The 16,799-nt window shown below is 36.4% G+C and carries 9 protein-coding genes; 2 read left to right on the top strand and 7 right to left on the bottom strand.

All coding sequences use genetic code 11. From position 1 onward, the window contains the following. Positions 1–8: 8 nt before the first annotated feature. Entirely contained in the window at positions 9–2,117 is a 2,109-nt protein-coding gene (gene metG, locus R2Q77_RS04425; protein WP_316802495.1) for a methionine--tRNA ligase, read from the bottom strand. Between the two features lie 40 nt (positions 2,118–2,157). On the opposite strand from metG, the gene R2Q77_RS04420 reads away from it, so the two are divergent. Next, positions 2,158–3,057: an LD-carboxypeptidase gene (locus tag R2Q77_RS04420; RefSeq protein WP_316802494.1), complete on the top strand. Its 900-nt coding sequence runs from the start codon at positions 2,158–2,160 to the stop codon at positions 3,055–3,057. 1 nt (position 3,058) lies between these two features. Beyond that, positions 3,059–3,466 carry a DoxX family protein gene (locus R2Q77_RS04415; RefSeq protein WP_316802493.1) on the top strand — a complete coding sequence of 136 codons (408 nt, stop codon included), beginning with the start codon at positions 3,059–3,061 and terminating at the stop codon, positions 3,464–3,466. Positions 3,467–3,567: 101 nt separating this feature from the next. Here R2Q77_RS04415 and R2Q77_RS04410 read toward each other — a convergent pair whose 3' ends face one another. From R2Q77_RS04410 to R2Q77_RS04385, 6 genes are all read right to left on the bottom strand, one after another. Next, a complete protein-coding gene (locus R2Q77_RS04410; protein ID WP_316802492.1) occupies positions 3,568–5,070 on the bottom strand; it encodes a RagB/SusD family nutrient uptake outer membrane protein in 1,503 nt (500 codons plus the stop codon). A 26-nt stretch (positions 5,071–5,096) separates the two neighbouring features. Further along, positions 5,097–8,267, bottom strand: coding sequence for a TonB-dependent receptor (locus R2Q77_RS04405; RefSeq protein WP_316802491.1), 3,171 nt, complete (start codon positions 8,265–8,267; stop codon positions 5,097–5,099). 145 nt (positions 8,268–8,412) lie between these two features. Beyond that, the gene (locus R2Q77_RS04400; protein WP_316802490.1) at positions 8,413–9,348 is read right to left on the bottom strand and encodes a DUF1735 domain-containing protein; all 936 of its coding nucleotides are present in this window, start codon (positions 9,346–9,348) and stop codon (positions 8,413–8,415) included. A 26-nt stretch (positions 9,349–9,374) separates the two neighbouring features. Next, positions 9,375–10,928 carry a SusD/RagB family nutrient-binding outer membrane lipoprotein gene (locus R2Q77_RS04395; protein ID WP_316802489.1) on the bottom strand — a complete coding sequence of 518 codons (1,554 nt, stop codon included), beginning with the start codon at positions 10,926–10,928 and terminating at the stop codon, positions 9,375–9,377. Positions 10,929–10,938: 10 nt separating this feature from the next. Further along, positions 10,939–14,079, bottom strand: coding sequence for a SusC/RagA family TonB-linked outer membrane protein (locus R2Q77_RS04390; RefSeq protein WP_316802488.1), 3,141 nt, complete (start codon positions 14,077–14,079; stop codon positions 10,939–10,941). 195 nt (positions 14,080–14,274) lie between these two features. Further along, entirely contained in the window at positions 14,275–16,767 is a 2,493-nt protein-coding gene (locus R2Q77_RS04385) for a M14 family metallopeptidase (protein ID WP_316802487.1), read from the bottom strand. Positions 16,768–16,799 lie beyond the last annotated feature (32 nt).

Here is a 16,799-nt window from a genome sequence, read left to right as displayed (position 1 = left end):
GTATGTGACTATCTGATCACACTGCCTTCTTCAAATTTTTGAGTTGGCGCCACAAAAGTAAGTTTTCCTTCTGAATTTTCAGCCATTAAAATCATTCCCTGTGATAAAATTCCTTTTATTTCTCTTGGAGCCAGGTTAACGATCATGCTTACCTGCGTACCAACAATATCTTCGGGCTTATAATATTCTGCTATACCTGATACAACAGTACGTTCGTCCATTCCCGTATTAACGGTCAGTTTTAATAGCTTTTTCGTTTTTTCTACCTTTTCTGCGGCCACAATAGTAGCAACACGGATATCCATCGCAGAGAAATCATCAAACTGAATGTTTTCTTTTGCTGGAATGGCTTCAACTGCTGCTGCATTATTACTTGCCTTACTTTGGTTTAATTTATCAATCTGAAAGTCGATAGCAGCATCTTCGATTTTTTCAAATAACAATTCACCCTCACCAATTTCATGCCCTCTTTTTAGCAGATTAATTGCGCCAGCATCTTCCCAAATCTGACCACCATTTTTAAGCATTTTCATTAATTTTTCTGCAGTAAATGGCAAAAATGGCTCTATTAGAATCTGAATATTTGCAGCTATTTGTAAGGCAATATTTAAAATGGTGCGAACCCGATCTTCATCCGTTTTAATAACTTTCCAAGGTTCAGTTTCAGCTAAGTATTTATTGCCCAAACGGGCAACATTCATCACTTCAGAAAGGGCTTCCCTAAAGCGGTAATTTTCAATTGAAGCAGAAATTTTTGCTGGGTAAGTTGCCAGATCATCAATTACAGCCTGGTCTTCGGGCATAATTCCCATAACTGTTGGTACTATACCATTGAAATATTTATGAGTAAGTACCACCACACGGTTTACAAAATTACCTAAAATGGCAACCAACTCATTATTATTTCTTGCCTGAAAATCTTTCCAGGTAAAGTCATTATCCTTAGTTTCGGGTGCAGTGGCTGTTAATACATAACGTAAAACATCTTGTTTCCCCTCAAATTCTCTCAGATATTCATTAAGCCATACTGCCCAGTTTTTTGAAGTTGAGATTTTTTGTCCTTCGAGGTTTAAAAATTCATTTGCCGGAACATTATCTGCCAGGATGTAATCTCCGTGAGCCATTAGCATAGCCGGAAAAATAATGCAATGAAAAACAATATTATCTTTCCCGATAAAATGAACCAGTTTGGTGTCTTCATCTTTCCAGTACTCTTCCCAGCCACACTTATCTGTCTCCACGTTACTGATATAATATTCTTCAGCTTTGGGATTCCAGACATCTAATTTCGCATAGTTACAAAGCTCTTTAGTTGCCGAAATATAACCTATAGGAGCATCAAACCAAACATAAAGAACTTTTCCTTCTGCTCCACGTACCGGAACCCTGATTCCCCAATCTAAATCGCGGGTCATGGCTCTTGGTTGTAAACCTGCATTTAGCCAGCTTTGACACTGTCCGTACACATTCGGGCGCCATTCTTTGTGACTTTCGATATATTCTCTTAATCGGTCTTCGTACTTATCCAGCGGTAAAAACCAGTTTTTAGTTTCTTTTAGTACAGGTTTATTTCCTGATAAAGTAGATTTTGGATTAATCAGGTCTGTAGCATTTAATGTAGAACCACAATTCTCACATTGATCGCCATAAGCATTTTCATTGCCACATTTTGGACAAGTACCTGTAATATAACGATCTGCGAGGAATTGTTTCGCGCTTTCATCGTAATATTGTTCGGTTACTTCTTCTGTAAAAACACCTTTTTTGTATAAGGTCTCGAAGAAATCAGCAGCCGTTTGGTGATGGGTTAGAGAAGAGGTACGGTGATAAATATCGAAGGATACACCAAATTCTCTGAAAGAATCGCCGATAATTTTATGATATTTATCTACGATTTGCTGTGGAGTTACACCTTCTCTTTTAGCTTTTAAAGTAATGGGTACTCCATTTTCATCAGAACCGCAAATAAACTTCACGTCTCTTTTATTGGAGCGTAAATAGCGGGCATAAATATCAGCCGGGATATAAACCCCTGCTAAATGGCCAATGTGTACCGGTCCATTGGTGTATGGAAGCGCCGCGGTTACGGTATATCTTTTTATTTTACTATTATCCAAAACATTTTTTATTAATTTGGCAAAGATAAGTGTTTTGAAGATGATAAAGCAGCCCCCGTATTTAAAAAAAGGAGATAAAATCGCTATTGTTTGCCCGGCGAAGAAATTACCCAAGTCTATTGATTTTGGAATTAAGGTTTTAACCAACTGGGGCTTAGAAGTTGTGCTGGGTAAAAGCGTATATGCCAGCCATCATCAATTTGCCGGAAGCGATAAATTACGCAGCGCAGATGTACAGGAGTTTTTAGATGACACATCTATTAAAGCCATCATTTGTGGAAGGGGCGGATATGGAGCCATCCGCATTATCGATGATTTGGATTTCACAAAATTTAGCCAAAATCCTAAATGGCTTGTTGGTTTTAGCGATATAACGGTCATACTATCACACCTTTTTGCTACACAAAACACCCAATCCATCCACGGGCAAATGCCCTACACTTTTGAAGAAGCGACAGAACTCTCGCTCTTATCTTTGAGGAAAGCGTTATTTGGAGAAACGCAAGAATATCAACACACCAGTATTTTTAAGAATAGGACAGGGCTCTGTGAGGGTGTTTTAATAGGAGGAAACCTTACCCTGCTTACCATGATTCAAGGATCAGATTCTGAGATGGATTTTGAAAATAAAATCTTATTCCTGGAAGATGTTGGTGAGCACGAATATTCGATTGACAGAATGCTTAGAATGCTTAAAAGGGCTGGTAAATTAAAAAATTTAAGCGGCCTAATTATTGGTGCCTTTAACGAAATTGAAGAAGAAAAAATTTCATTTGGCCAAACAGCCGAGCAGGTTATCTGGGAAATTGTGAAGGAGTACAATTATCCGGTTTGCTTTAACTTTCCAACCGGCCATATAAATAACAACCTGAGCATGGTTTTAGGTGCAAATGTTAAATTAGAAATAGAAACAAACAACGTTAGATTTAAATATTTATAAAATGGCAATTTTCGACTCTTTAGGTAAATACCGCAACACAGGCCTACTTTTAACCCGTTTAGGCTTAGGAGTGATGTTTATTATCCATGGCTTCCCAAAAATAGCTGGGGGTGTACATGGTTGGGAAGGGCTGGGCGGCAGCATGAAATTGATTGGTGTAGATTTTTTACCGGTTTTTTGGGGCTTCATGGCTGCAGCAACAGAAACCTTCGGTGGGTTTCTATTAATTGTGGGACTATTTTTCAGGCCTGCCTGTTTATTGTTAATTTTCACGATGGCTATAGCAACACTTGTACATTTTGCTAAAGGAGACGGAATAGGAGGTGCATCCCACGCAATAGAGCTGGGCATCGTATTTATAGGTCTAACTTTTATAGGGCCTGGAAAATACAGTGTAGATAAAAGATAAAAGAAGTTATTAAACAAAAAATGCCGGAACTATTGTTCCGGCATTTTTTTTGATTTTAATTAAAAGAGGCTGCTTTCACAGCCTCTCCGATCATTATTAATCTATGGATTTTGAGGTCCAATATTTGGATTTGCATTAATTTCGTCACGAGGGATAAAGAATAAAAATCTTGGATCTCCCGCTGGAATATTCATAACATTATTTACTGAAGTAGCAACATAGTTTGGCACAGATGTTCTATCTAATGGAAGGTTTAAGCGTTTTAAGTCAAGGTATCTGAAACCTTCTCCCCATAATTCAACCCTGCGGTTAAACATAATCTCATCAACCAAAGCGGAACCAGTTTTAGTACTTTGGGCCGCAGTTAAATTCCTCTTAGAAACCAGTGAAAATAATGCTGCTTGTGCTAAACCATCCTGGGTATTACGAGCATATGCTTCAGCTAAAATCAAATACATTTCAGCACTTCTCATCCAAGGCACATCTCCCAATGATGGGTCGCCAACGGTTTTAACAGAGAATTTTCTTGACATATACGCGCGACGGGTAAATGATGTTGATGGCAAAGGAAAGTTAGTTGTTGTTGGAACAGGTTCCCACATTTTTCTTCTAATATCACCTTCTGGAATTTGATCATATAACTTAGAATTGATCATTTTTGGTGTACCACGCTCATAAGTACTGTTTGCATTGTAAGCAATTTGAGCATAGAAAGAACCGAATGAATCTCCTTGTTCAGTAGTTGGCATAGCGCACCACATAAACTCAGATAAGTTATTGTTATTAAATCCTGTTTGGTAATCTGCCTGACTCATTAATGGATATTTACCACCATCAATTACATCTTTAGCATATTTTATTGCATTAGGATAATCCTGCATGGTTAAAGCAACCCTGGCTCTCAAACCTTTGGCAACCCAAATATCTGCATGTGTTTTATTTACTTTGGTTGTTAAGTTTAGTGCAATTGCTTTATCTAAATCAGAAATGATTTGAGTGTAAATCTCTTCAACTGATACACGTGGTTTAGCGATATCCTTACTGGTTAATACCAATGGAACGGCTAACTGCGTATTTGGTTTAACCGCTGCATTGTATCTTGTTCCATAAAATTGTACCAGATACGAATAAGAATAAGCCCTTATGGTGTAAGCCTCGGCCTTAATTCTATTTTTATCAGCATCAGTTCCTGTTGCCGCATCAATATTTTCAAGTACATAATTTGCATTATTGATCATACGGAAAAATGTACGGTAATAATATAAATTACTTGTATGCGTATCAGAACGAGGTGAAACATAGTTTCCTTCTCCTGTTGAAGTAAACCAGGTTGCATTAGCCTGATGTAAATCTTCACCCATAAAATCAATACCCAACAATATACCAGCAACACCTGGTTTACCTTGAGCATTAGTTGTTGTTGTTGTTGTTCTTGTAAACATATATGCGTAAATACCGTTAATTACAGCATTAGCATTTGTTGTTGAACTGAACACCTCTTCAAAAGCAACCTGATCGGTTGGTGTGGTTTGAAGATAATCTTTTTTACAGCCTGGCGCAATTAAAGCAGCCATTAAACCTGTAACTATTAAAAGCTTTTTCATATATCTATCTACGCTAATAATTATTATTACAATGATAAGTTAACACCCACACTAACTGTTCTGCTTTGTGGGTATGTATTTCCATTTACACCATCAAATGATTCCGAAGGATTTAATCCTTTTCTTTTCGAGTGCAGGTATAAGTTTTCAGCGGTTACAAATACACGTGCATTTCTAACATCAATTTTACCTAACCAATCTTTAGGAAGGTTATAAGCTAAATTAATGTTACGGATGTTCCAATACGAAGCATCAATTAACCATCTGTTGGACGTGGCATTGATATTGGTAGAGTTACCATAATCAGCTCTTGGAATGCTGGCGCCAGTATTGGTTTGTGTCCATGAATTCAGAATATCCTTGTGTAATGCACCACCATAAGAACCAGTACTCATTAATCCTTGATAAACACCATCGTAAGCTTTACCACCAATTTGATAGTTAATTAAAAACGAGAACGAGAAGCCTTTATAATTGATTGTATTTGTGAATGAGCCTAATAAATCAGGAATTGCTGAACCAGAATAATCAAATTTTGCAAATGTTTGGTTGGTTACATATTGTACTCCATTTACCGTACGGATATTTGCAGCAGTAGTTCCATCAGCAGGAATGTATAAAGCCGAACCATCAGCTGGATCTACACCGGCATATTGTCTCAACCAATAATCATAAATACTATGTCCAACTTCTCTTCTTTTGGTACCACTAATAATGAAAGGTGTTTCAGGAGGAAGTTTAGTAATTTGGTTTTTGAAAATTGTCCAGTTGGTCATTAAATTCCATGAGAAATCTTTATCACGGATAATATCTCCACCTAACTGAAGCTCAAAACCCTTATTGTACATGGAACCAATATTACGATAAATACTGGGAACAGCTGATGATAATGGCTGAGGTACACTGAATATTAAATCGTTAACATTTTTTTTGTAGTACTCAATTTCACCGTATAATCTCTTACCAAAAAATGAAAAGCTAATACCTGTATTCAATGTATTTTGTTTTTCCCAGCTCAACGTAGGTGTTGCAACTGAAGCTAAAAGTACCCCACCTTCAGTATTGCTGTTTAAACCTAAGTCGAAGAAAGCTCTGTCACCATAGTACCTGCTATTTGAGTTAGCATCAAGCAGCGCATTGTTTCCAACCTGACCGTATGATACTTTTAATCTTAAGTCATCAATCCAGGTCGCACTTTTTAGGAAGTTCTCTTTATTAATAGACCATGAACCACCTAATGAAAAGAAGGTACCCCATCTTTGATCAGGCGCAAATCTTGATGAACCATCACGTCTTAATGAAGCATCAAAATAATATTTTGAATCGTAGTTATAACCAACTTTCGATAAATAAGATTCAATTTTATCATTATCAGCTCTACCACCCGAACTACTTGAAGAAACGAAATTACCTAACTCTGTATTTCCACGCGCCACAAGGTTTGTTCTGTCTGCATTGAAAGTACGGAAGTTATAGCTATAATTTTCGTGACCAACCAATGCCGAAATATTGTGTAAGCCTATCGTTTTATTATAGTTTAAGATTTGATTGAATGTATAAGATCTTGTTGTGGCATTACTTTGATATTTGTATCCGTTAGTACCAGCACCATCACCAACAATTGGATTCCAGAATAACTCAGTATTGTTATTTCTCAAATCTATATTAATTGATGGAGTAAAGGTGAAATCCTTAAGAAATCTAACTTCAACAAAAGATCTTCCACTAATTAAATTTCTTCTGTAGCTATTGGCGTTCAACAACGTTTCGTAAACAACGTTACGTCCTGGAGATGCACCAGATGGACGGTTAACAGCACCAGGATAAGTACCATAATCATACCATTGTTCTTGTGTAATCGAGTTGAAAACTGGATTACCAGAAGCATCGTACGCGTGAATAGGGTAAATTGGGCCCATACTACGCGCAAAACTGAATATGTTAGAGAAACTTGAACCATTACCTGTAGAAGCATCACTTGCTATATTCGCATCAGACATTGATCCGGAAAGGTTTAAACCTGTTCTTAACCAAGATTTAAGTTGTGTATTTACATTAACACGAGCATTAAAACGTTGGAAATCAGATTTCAAAACAAATCCCTGATCATTTAAATAACCCAATGAAATAAAATAATCTGATTTTTCAGTACGTCCTGAAGTGCTGATATTGGCATCAGTTCTTTTACCTGTTCTTTGTAAAGGTTTGTACCAATCAAAATCATCGTACATTAAAGAAGCATTTGGATTTAAAGTTCCATTTGCCAATACCAATTGATTCGCAGGTACATTAAAAGGGTTGTAAACCAGATTAGTCGCCACATCTGTACTCGCTTTAGTTGCAGCTGCAGCTTCACTTAACGGAGTAGTTGCAGAATACATCAGGTTGTTTTTAATACCTTGCCAAACTGCTGGGTAATACTCATAAGCATTTAATCTATCGTACTCAGGAATACCTCTGGTTGAGAAACCTTGATTAAAGCTCACATTAATAGAGGGCTGAGAATCTCTTCCTTTTTTAGTGGTGATAATTACCACACCGTTTGCACCTCTTGAACCATATAAGGCTGATGATGATGCATCTTTCAGAACAGAAAGACTTTCGATATCGTTTTGGTTAATATCTCCAATACTACCATCAAAAACTGCACCGTCTAAAACAATAAGCGGGCTGCTTGAAGAAGAATAAGAACCGAATCCACGAATACGAATACCTGCATTATTACCAGGCTGGCCATTAGAAGCAACAACAGAAATACCCGGTGCCGATCCTTGTAATGCGGCCGTTAGGTTAGTAACTGTTCTTTTTTCTAAATCTTTAGCGCCAATTGTTGATACAGAACCCGTAATAGCTTCTTTTTTTGAAGTTCCATAAGCAACAACAACTACATCACCAAGCGATTTCGAATCTGTTTCGAAAACAATGTTAACTGTGTTTGATGCACCCACTGTAATGGTTTGGGTAACAAAACCAATTGAGCTAAACTGAATCTTTGCTTGTGAGGAAGCTTTTATCGAATAACGACCCTGGCCATCTGTAATTGCACCGCCTTGTGCATCGATAACTTTAACGCTTACTCCGGGAATAGGAAGTCCATCATCTTTTGATGTAACTTTTCCAGAAATGGTTCGCTCCTGAGCTATTGTGGTTGACGCAAACAGCAAAATCACGAACAAACTTTGTAGAAGTTTTTTCATAAAATTTAAATTAGTTTAAATGATTAATCGGCTAATATAATATTTAGTGTATTGTAATACAAATTTTACGAAAAATAATAAAAATATTAAAACAAAAAAGGCCGCATCACGATGCGGCCTTTTTATTGTAATGAAAAATCAGTAATTATCTTGAGCCAATATAGGTATATGTCTCTTCAAATTTTCTTGAACCAGCGGTCCATTTTGCAAAAAGCACCTTAGTGGTTGGATTCCAGTTGCTAGATGGATCAGTAATTGGCGTTCCAATACCTCCATTTAAAACCGTTACTTTATTTGTTGCCGGATCTATTTGGTATGTTAAAAGATTACCTGGCGCAGTATAGTAATTTACTAAGGGCGTGGTAACTGTATTGGGTCCGCTTGTCACTAATTCTGCTGCATTAGAACCAGTATCATTTGCATTTGGTCTTAACGTTTGCGTAGAAGATGACTGGTATTTAAATACGCCATCATATGCATTTTTAGCGCCAATACCAACAATAATATTTCCAAAATTACCACTAACAGTTCCTGTAGAAGAAGAAACAATTTTGAAAGATAATGCTGTCTTTAAAGAAAATGAGAATAAATCTGGTTTTAAAGCAATTTTAAATGAAGCAGTTCTTTGACCTGCAGGGATTGTTAAATCCATAGAAGGAAGCGTATACAAAGCAGTACTTAATGGTGTAAATAATTCTCCCTGAACATTATCTTCAGCATCATCTGGATCCTCACCCAAAATAATAGCTGCAGCTCTCGCATCTGCTACAATTTTAGCATTATATTTATCTATAATGGTTAAATCCAAAGCAACTTTTACGGCTATATTTTCAGGTGCAGCGTCAACTCCTGCATAATTTACAGCTATTGTAAGTTCGCCAGTAGGTTTAATATCAAATGACTTAATATATACAGGATAAATGCTACTTGTTCCTGACGAAATATAATCAACATTTTGAAATTCAACAATGTTTTTAATTGCGCCATCGGCATCCGGCAAGGTCAAGGACTTATCCTTTAAACAAGAACTAAGTCCAGTTACAAGAACTCCTAATAGGAATAAATTTATAATTTTTTTCATGTCTATTAAATTAATAGTTTAACAATCTATTTAGCCCAGAAAATTTTTGTACTGTACTTATCTACCGTTGGTACGTTAGCTGTATTATACTTAAACTCTGTAATTGGATAAAGAATTCTGGTCGGCAGTTTGTTTGCTGCAGTTGATTGGGATGCAATCGAAACAAAAGTTTCCGATTCTGAAGCACCTGAAGTTTTGATAGATGGATAACCAGTTCTTCTGTATTCATTCCAGGCCTCATGTCCAAAAGTCATATTAAATGCAATATATTTTTGTGTAATAATTGCTTCCAGTTTTTGAGCATCAGTTGTTGCAGCTGTAAAATCTACTAATCTATTGCCTGCATTTGTTGTGTTATAAGTAAGCACATCATTAGCTACATTTCTTGTAGAAGGTACACTACCTGTATTATCCATATATAAATAATTAAAAGAAGCAGTAATACCAGAAGCATAATTAGTAGATGCGGTACCTGCTACCAAACCTTTTAAATTGGCTTCAGCTTGTAAAAAGTAACTCTCGGCAGCCAGCATGATAGGCTGACTTGCATCAGGACCTTTTAATACTCCGATTTTGTCGTAGGTTGTAGCAGAAGATCCAACAAACCATGAACTTGGGGCAGCACCACGACCAGCATCAGCAAGCTGATATCCTAATTGATTAACTGCTGTTGAAGTTCCTGTTTTAAACATCGCTTTTGCACGAGCAGCATCTGAAATGTGAGAACCGTCATAAAATGACATGATGTAAGGCGTAAGCGCATAATTACTTGCTGCTCCTACTGCTGTTCCAGAAGCATCATAAGCCCAACGATTCCAGGTAGGATTTTGTTTACCTGCAATTTTTGTATAAACCGGCTGAACTAAAGCATCAGCAGAAATAAATCCTATTGCATCAAAAGTTGTATTGGTAAAAGTTACTTTACCCTGTCCTTTTAAAACAAGTTTCAGTTTAATGGTATTAGCCAATTGGGCCCATTTTGTTGCATTTCCAGCATATAGTGGATCTGCTGATACAAAAGCAGGCGTAGCAGTAGTTACGGTTTTAAAAGTTGCAATTGCCTGATCGCAAAGATCAGCAAGGTTTTTATAGATATCTGTTGCTTTATCATATTTAGGTTGAATATTAGCCAAACCTAAATTTGCTTCAGTATACGGCACATCATTATAAGTATCAACTAATAATTCGAAGTTATATGCTTTTAACACCTTAGCTGCTGCTGAGAATTCCTTCTTTGTTGCATCCGCACCTGCCTGATCTATAATATACTTTACATCCGTTAGGATATCATAAGTATTTCCCCAAAGTGCTGCGAATTCATCATTTTGATAATTATAAGAAATGATTGAACCCCATCCACTTACTCCACCACCATTAGCAAAGTAACCAGCTACCTGGCCACCATAAAAATTAAATTGCGGAAGATTGTTAGCTGTTGCCACAATTGCTTGAGGCAAAACCGTATTTACCGTTGCCGCTAAGGGCTGGTTAGGATTAGTATTAATATCCAAATCCTTTTTACAAGAAAAAGCAGATGAAATTATTAGTAACCCGAATATATATTTAAAATTTCTTTTCATAACTAAAATATTATAAGGTTAATGATAGCGTAGCTCCATAAAATCTTGATGGAGGCGTTTGATTCAAGCCTGTTAAACCAATAGCATTTCCACTACTTGATGCATCACCATCACTATATTCTGGATCTGTATATACGTTAGTTTTAGGTAAAAAGATGAATAAGTTTCTTCCTTGAACACTAATTTTAGCAGCTTTAACCACTTTTGATTTCATTAAGAAGCTTTTTGGAATATCCCAAGCTAAAGAAATCTCTCTGATTTTCCAGAAAGCAGCAGAAGTTACATAGTTTTCATCAATACCAGTTCTTGGTCCGGCAATAGTCCAGTAACCTGGTCCACCATCACGAACTGTGATGTTTGTGTTAGGTACATACTGACCATTTAAAAGGTAAGAAGAGTTTGGAATTACGAAACGATCGCGGTTGTAAGCAATTGTATTAATACCAGCTCCACTAAAGTCAAAAGTAGTACCACCTGAGTTATAAATTATGTTACCTGTACGGTATTCACCTGATGCATATAAAGTAATTCCTTTATATTTAACATTAATATTTAAGCCCAACTGATCTGGAGCAGATGCCTGACCAAGAACGCTAATGTTATCCGTTGCAGAAGGATAACCTGTAATTGGATCTACAATAATTCTTCCTTGTGGGTCACGTACATGCGTTTTTCCTTGAATTACTGGGAAAGGTTGGCCTTCTACAGCATAAGAACCAGCAGAACCACCATAAGCAGCTAATGTCAACTGGGTTAATCCTGAACCAATTTCAAGTACTTTATTATCATAATGGGTGAAAGTACTACCTAAAGTAATTTCCCAATCTTCAGTTCTTAACGGAACAACTGATAAAGCTAACTCAATACCTTTTGAACTTGTTTTACCTGTATTCGTTAAATAACCTGAATATCCACTGGCATTAGAAATTCCAGTAGGAATAGTTTGATTAGTTGTTTTTGTATTAAAATAAGTTGCAGTTCCTGAAATTCTTGATTTCATCAAACTGTACTCAATACCCGCTTCAAAACCTTGAGTAATCTCAGGTTTAAGACTTGGAGAAATTAAAGTATTACCCACTGTTAAACCACCTTTACCATTGTAAGGATAACCTGACCCTTGACCAAATGTAGGCTCTAAGTAGTAAGCTCCAAAATCGTTAGCATTACCTAAGTTAACCTGACCTACCTTAGACCATCCACCTCTTAATTTAATAAAGTCAATTTCTTTAATATCTTTCAATGCCTGGATTGCATCTGTTGCAACAAATGAAAGTGACACACTTGGATAGAAGAACGAACGGTTTTGAGGTGCTAAGTTAGAAACCCAGTCATTACGACCAGTTGCCGTTAAGAATAAATAATCCTTATACGCAATATCTAATTTACCCGTTAAACCATAAGAACGGTATAAGTAATTAGCCTCGCCAGCAGTTGGTGGGTTTGTACTATTTGATAAGTTGAAAAGCCCTGGGGTTACTAAACCAGCAACAGAAGCTGAAACAGTTTTATATTGTTTATTTTGTAATTGCGCTAAAGCAGTTAAGTCAAATTTAAAATCGTTAACTTTCTTTTGAGCATGCGCAATGAAGTCAGAACTGATTGTAGTGTTGTAGTTCGCAGCATCAGTTACACCACCTAAGATATCCTGGTTTTTATATTCACTTGAACCACTTATACTTTTTGTATAATCAGAGTAGATAAATACATCAGAGTAACTTTTAGAAGATTGATTTAATGTAGTAATACCAATACGACCTGTAAAATCTAACCAGTTTAATGGTTTGTATTTAATTTCTGCACTACCAATAAAATAATCTTTTCTTATTTGTTGTCTGTAATTATCAGCCATAAAATAAGGGTTGTTATAATATGCGTTATAATAACCATTTGGATTAGCAAAAGGATTATTTCTCCAATCACTATAATCTGTTAAATTAGCCTGACTCGGCGCATTTAACAAATAGTTGTAAATATTTCCTGTTTGTGTAGTTTTATCATTTCTATTCTGAGCATAATATGTTGAATAGTTAAAATCAATTTTGTCAGAGATTTTTTGAGTACCACCGATACGAACAGTTGCTCTGTTATACTTGTCTCCAGGAGTAGTTCCTGTAGAAGTAAGGTATTGACCAGATGCATATAAAGATCCTTTTTCACTACCAGAGTTAATTGAGAAATCTGTCACATTGGTTACACCTGTATCCCAGAATTTATTTTTTCCATCTGTATAAGAATAAGGTACAGACTGAATAGAGCCATCCTGAAGCGGACGACCAATTGGTCTAACAATACCATCAAAGCGTGGTCCATATTGCTGATTCTCATAAGGAAGATAAATCTGTAAATCGTTGTCAGATCCTGATCCAAACTCTTTTTGTAATTGAGGGAAAAAAGCAACTTGTTCTAAAGTAGTTGTATTCGTTACTTTAATATCTAAACCGCCTCCGCCTCTTTTACCTCTTTTAGTGGTAATGATTAATGCTCCGTTTGATGCTGCTGAACCATATAAAGCTGCAGAACTCGCACCGTTTAAAACGGTTAAATCTTCAATATCATCAGGATTTAAGTTACTTAAAACAGTATTTGGAACAATAACATTATCAACAACGATTAAAGCCTGGTTATTACCAGTGATTGAACGCATACCACGTAAAATAATACGATAGTTAGGATCTACACCACTGCTAACTCCTTGAATGTTTAAACCAGCAACCTTACCCGTTAAACCCGCAACAATGTTTGTAGGTTTAGCTTGAGTTAACTGATCATTTTTTAGAGTTGTTTGAGCGTTACCAAGCTCTTTTTTACGAGCTGTTAAACCCGCAGCAGAAACTACAACCTCATTAAGAGACTGAGCATCTGAAGTTAAAACAACATTAATTACACCAGAACCAGTGATTGTTCTGCTGTGCGTTGCATAACCAATAAATGTGAATTCTAATACTGAAGAACCTGAAGGAACTTTAACAGAATACTTTCCATTAGCATCTGTAACTGCACCCGATTGTGTGCCTTTCACTTTTACACTTACACCAGGAATAGGTAATCTGTCATCCTGAGAAGTAACTGTACCAGTAATTGTTCTTTCTTGTGCAATTGCTGTTATAGCAACGAACATAAGAATGAACAAACTTTGTAGAAGTTTTTTCATAATTTGAAAATAGGTTAGTTAATGATTAATAATAATACGCTAAAATATAGTTAGTTGACAATAACACCAAATTTATTTTAACAATTTTTAACAATTAGGTCGAAATATGACAAAGCCATCCGAAATATTACAAAAGACATGGCATTTAAGCCTCAGTAATTAGACTTTTATGCTAAACTTCTCAAAGAATTTAATTTAATAATTACAGAAAATAATATTTCCGAAAAGCGTTTTTCCATTTTCCCAGAAATTCCTGAACAGCGGATCATTTGCCAAATAAACAACCTGCCCTCTCCCAAACTCCTGAACACCAATCACTAAGCCGGTTTTTAATTCGTCGCGAACTTTCTTGCCTACAATGCCTGCCATTAAGCTTTTATCTCCAAACTGGCCAACATTCCAGCCTTTACCTAAAGGTTCGTAAATTTTATTGTCTGTTTTTAATGTATAATAAGTTTTCCCTATTCCATATGCAAATGGGTGTGAAGCATCTAAATTAATTTTATAAATAGCGCCTGGAATACTATTTTCATAGTCATCCTTGTCCTTATCTTTAAAAAGAAGCTTGCTAACTTCTGGTTTTTCATCTTTTTTAACTGGTAATTCTTTCTTTTTAATTTCAAATCCTTTCTTCTCAAATACACTGCCTATTGCATCTTCCATTAAAATTAATTTGCCGCCTTTATTAATCCATGCTGTTAAGCCGTCTCCTATAAAGTTAGCGTAACTACCATCCGGAAGAATAAGGGTATTAACTTTATTGATATCCAGACTATTAATATCCTTTGCATTAATAATACTGGCCTGCAACTTTAAATCGTGCTCCAGATAAAACCAAACCTCACCAAAAGCAAGAGATGATACTTCATTGCCAGATACCACTGCAATTTTTGGTTGTTTCAATAAAGGGTATACTGAAGAGCCGAAATCTTTTCCCTTTTCAACAAAACCGCTGCTTATGGCTTGTAATGGTTTATCTAAGTTTATTGCGATTTGCGTTACTTTTGCTTTTATATCCTTGATCGATTTTTCGTTTTCGGCCCGTAAAACAATTAGTGTACCAGCCGGATAGCTTTTTCCACTTACTGCAAATGGCAAATCTGCCTGTCTAACTTTAATTTTTTCACTTTGCAATGCTGTTAACAGCTGTACATCTTCTGCAGCACCCCAGTTAAATAACCAGGCGAGGGGTTTATCCAAGCTTGTTGATGAGGTCTTAATTTCATCAAGTGTTTCATATTTACCTTTAATACTTTCTTTACTTGCATAAGCTTTTAATCCATATACATAAGGTAATGCCCATGCCGTAATATCATAGGTATTAGAATCTGTTACAACCGTTTGGGGTTCCAATAAAACATTTGCAAGTACTGCCCGAGATTGTTGTACATTAACAATCAAATCATTACGACCGATATTAAAAGTTTCTTCTTTTTGTGTATCGTAGTCATAACCTCTGCCTGTACGCTCACCTCCGTATGCAAATTCTATTTTATTTTTGGTAAGCAGGGCTGCAAGCTTCTTCAATCTCGATAAGTTATCCGGCTTAATTATATAACTTTTGTAAATCCCCGGTGGAGTTGCCTGCGCGTTCTGGAAATATTTTTTAAATTCTTCCATTAACTTATTATGGTTTTGAGCCGTTACCTCAATTGTAGACATGCCCGTTGTAAAATGATGCGCAATCCGATCTTTAAGTGTTAAAGTATCCCCATCATTGGTTACCACGGATAAACCTGCTCTTATCCCACCTTGCTCGTACGTCATACCTATTGATCCATTATATAAAGGATAAGTATCCCCGTAAGATGGATAAAGCAAATCGAAACGTTCTTTAGTAAAATACTGCCAACCTTGTTCATCAAAGTACTTAGCGTTGTTTTTACCTACAACCACCTGAAAACTCTTTTGCCAGGGTGTAATATCCTGATGAACCGGCTCGGCCGCCGGCGCAAAATAATAGGGTTCATTATATCCCTGTTCATGAAAATCTACATGTACCTGAGGCATCCATTGATTATATAAAGCTAATCTTTGCTGACTTTCTACCTGGGTTTGCCAAGCCCAATCTCGGTTTAAATCAAAATAATAATGGTTTGATCGCCCACCTGGCCATGGTTCGATATGCTCTCTTGAGGAAGGGTCTGGATTGGGTACTTGCCCAACTACACTATTAAAATAATTTACATAACGATCTCTGCCATCCGGATTTAAACAGGGATCTATCACAACCACGGTATTTTTTAACCATTCATTAGCCTGTTTGTCCTGCCCGGATGATAAAACATATAACATCTTCATGGCCGTTTCGGTCGAATTTGCCTCATTTCCATGCACATTATAACTTAGCCACAATAAAGTAGGCTGGCTATTCAAATCAACATTATTTGTAGCACCCTTTGTCAGTTGTAAGTTGTTGGTTCTGATTTGCTCTAACCTGTTCATGTTATCAGCTGACGAAACAAAAGCTACCATTAAGGGCCTGCCTTCATTTGTTTTGCCATACTCTATTAATTTAACATTCTTTGAAACCGCTGCAACTTGCCTGAAATAATCTGCTACCTTAAAATGGGGCGTAAAGTGCGTACCAAGTTCATAACCTAAAAATTCATCGGGAGATTTAATTTGGGCTTGCGCGAAAGAGATTAGTGCAATTGCAACTAAACAGAACGTAAATATTTTTTTCATTTAGATAGGTTGTGATCGGTTAGTGGTTCACA

Source organism: Pedobacter nototheniae (genome assembly GCF_032678625.1).
Lineage (GTDB): Bacteria > Bacteroidota > Bacteroidia > Sphingobacteriales > Sphingobacteriaceae > Pedobacter > Pedobacter nototheniae_A.
Note: the sequence above shows the minus strand (reverse complement) of the source record. Positions and strands in the feature narration are given on the sequence as shown.

Bases quoted from the DNA above. Each gene is read 5' to 3' on its own strand.
- R2Q77_RS04420 (WP_316802494.1), top strand. From the start codon at position 2,158: ATGATAAAGCAGCCCCCGTATTTAAAAAAAGGAGATAAAATCGCTATT.
- R2Q77_RS04415 (WP_316802493.1), top strand. From the start codon at position 3,059: ATGGCAATTTTCGACTCTTTAGGTAAATACCGCAACACAGGCCTACTT.
- R2Q77_RS04410 (WP_316802492.1), bottom strand. From the start codon at position 5,070: ATGAAAAAGCTTTTAATAGTTACAGGTTTAATGGCTGCTTTAATTGCG.
- R2Q77_RS04405 (WP_316802491.1), bottom strand. From the start codon at position 8,267: ATGAAAAAACTTCTACAAAGTTTGTTCGTGATTTTGCTGTTTGCGTCA.
- R2Q77_RS04400 (WP_316802490.1), bottom strand. From the start codon at position 9,348: ATGAAAAAAATTATAAATTTATTCCTATTAGGAGTTCTTGTAACTGGA.
- R2Q77_RS04395 (WP_316802489.1), bottom strand. From the start codon at position 10,928: ATGAAAAGAAATTTTAAATATATATTCGGGTTACTAATAATTTCATCT.
- R2Q77_RS04390 (WP_316802488.1), bottom strand. From the start codon at position 14,079: ATGAAAAAACTTCTACAAAGTTTGTTCATTCTTATGTTCGTTGCTATA.
- R2Q77_RS04385 (WP_316802487.1), bottom strand. From the start codon at position 16,767: ATGAAAAAAATATTTACGTTCTGTTTAGTTGCAATTGCACTAATCTCT.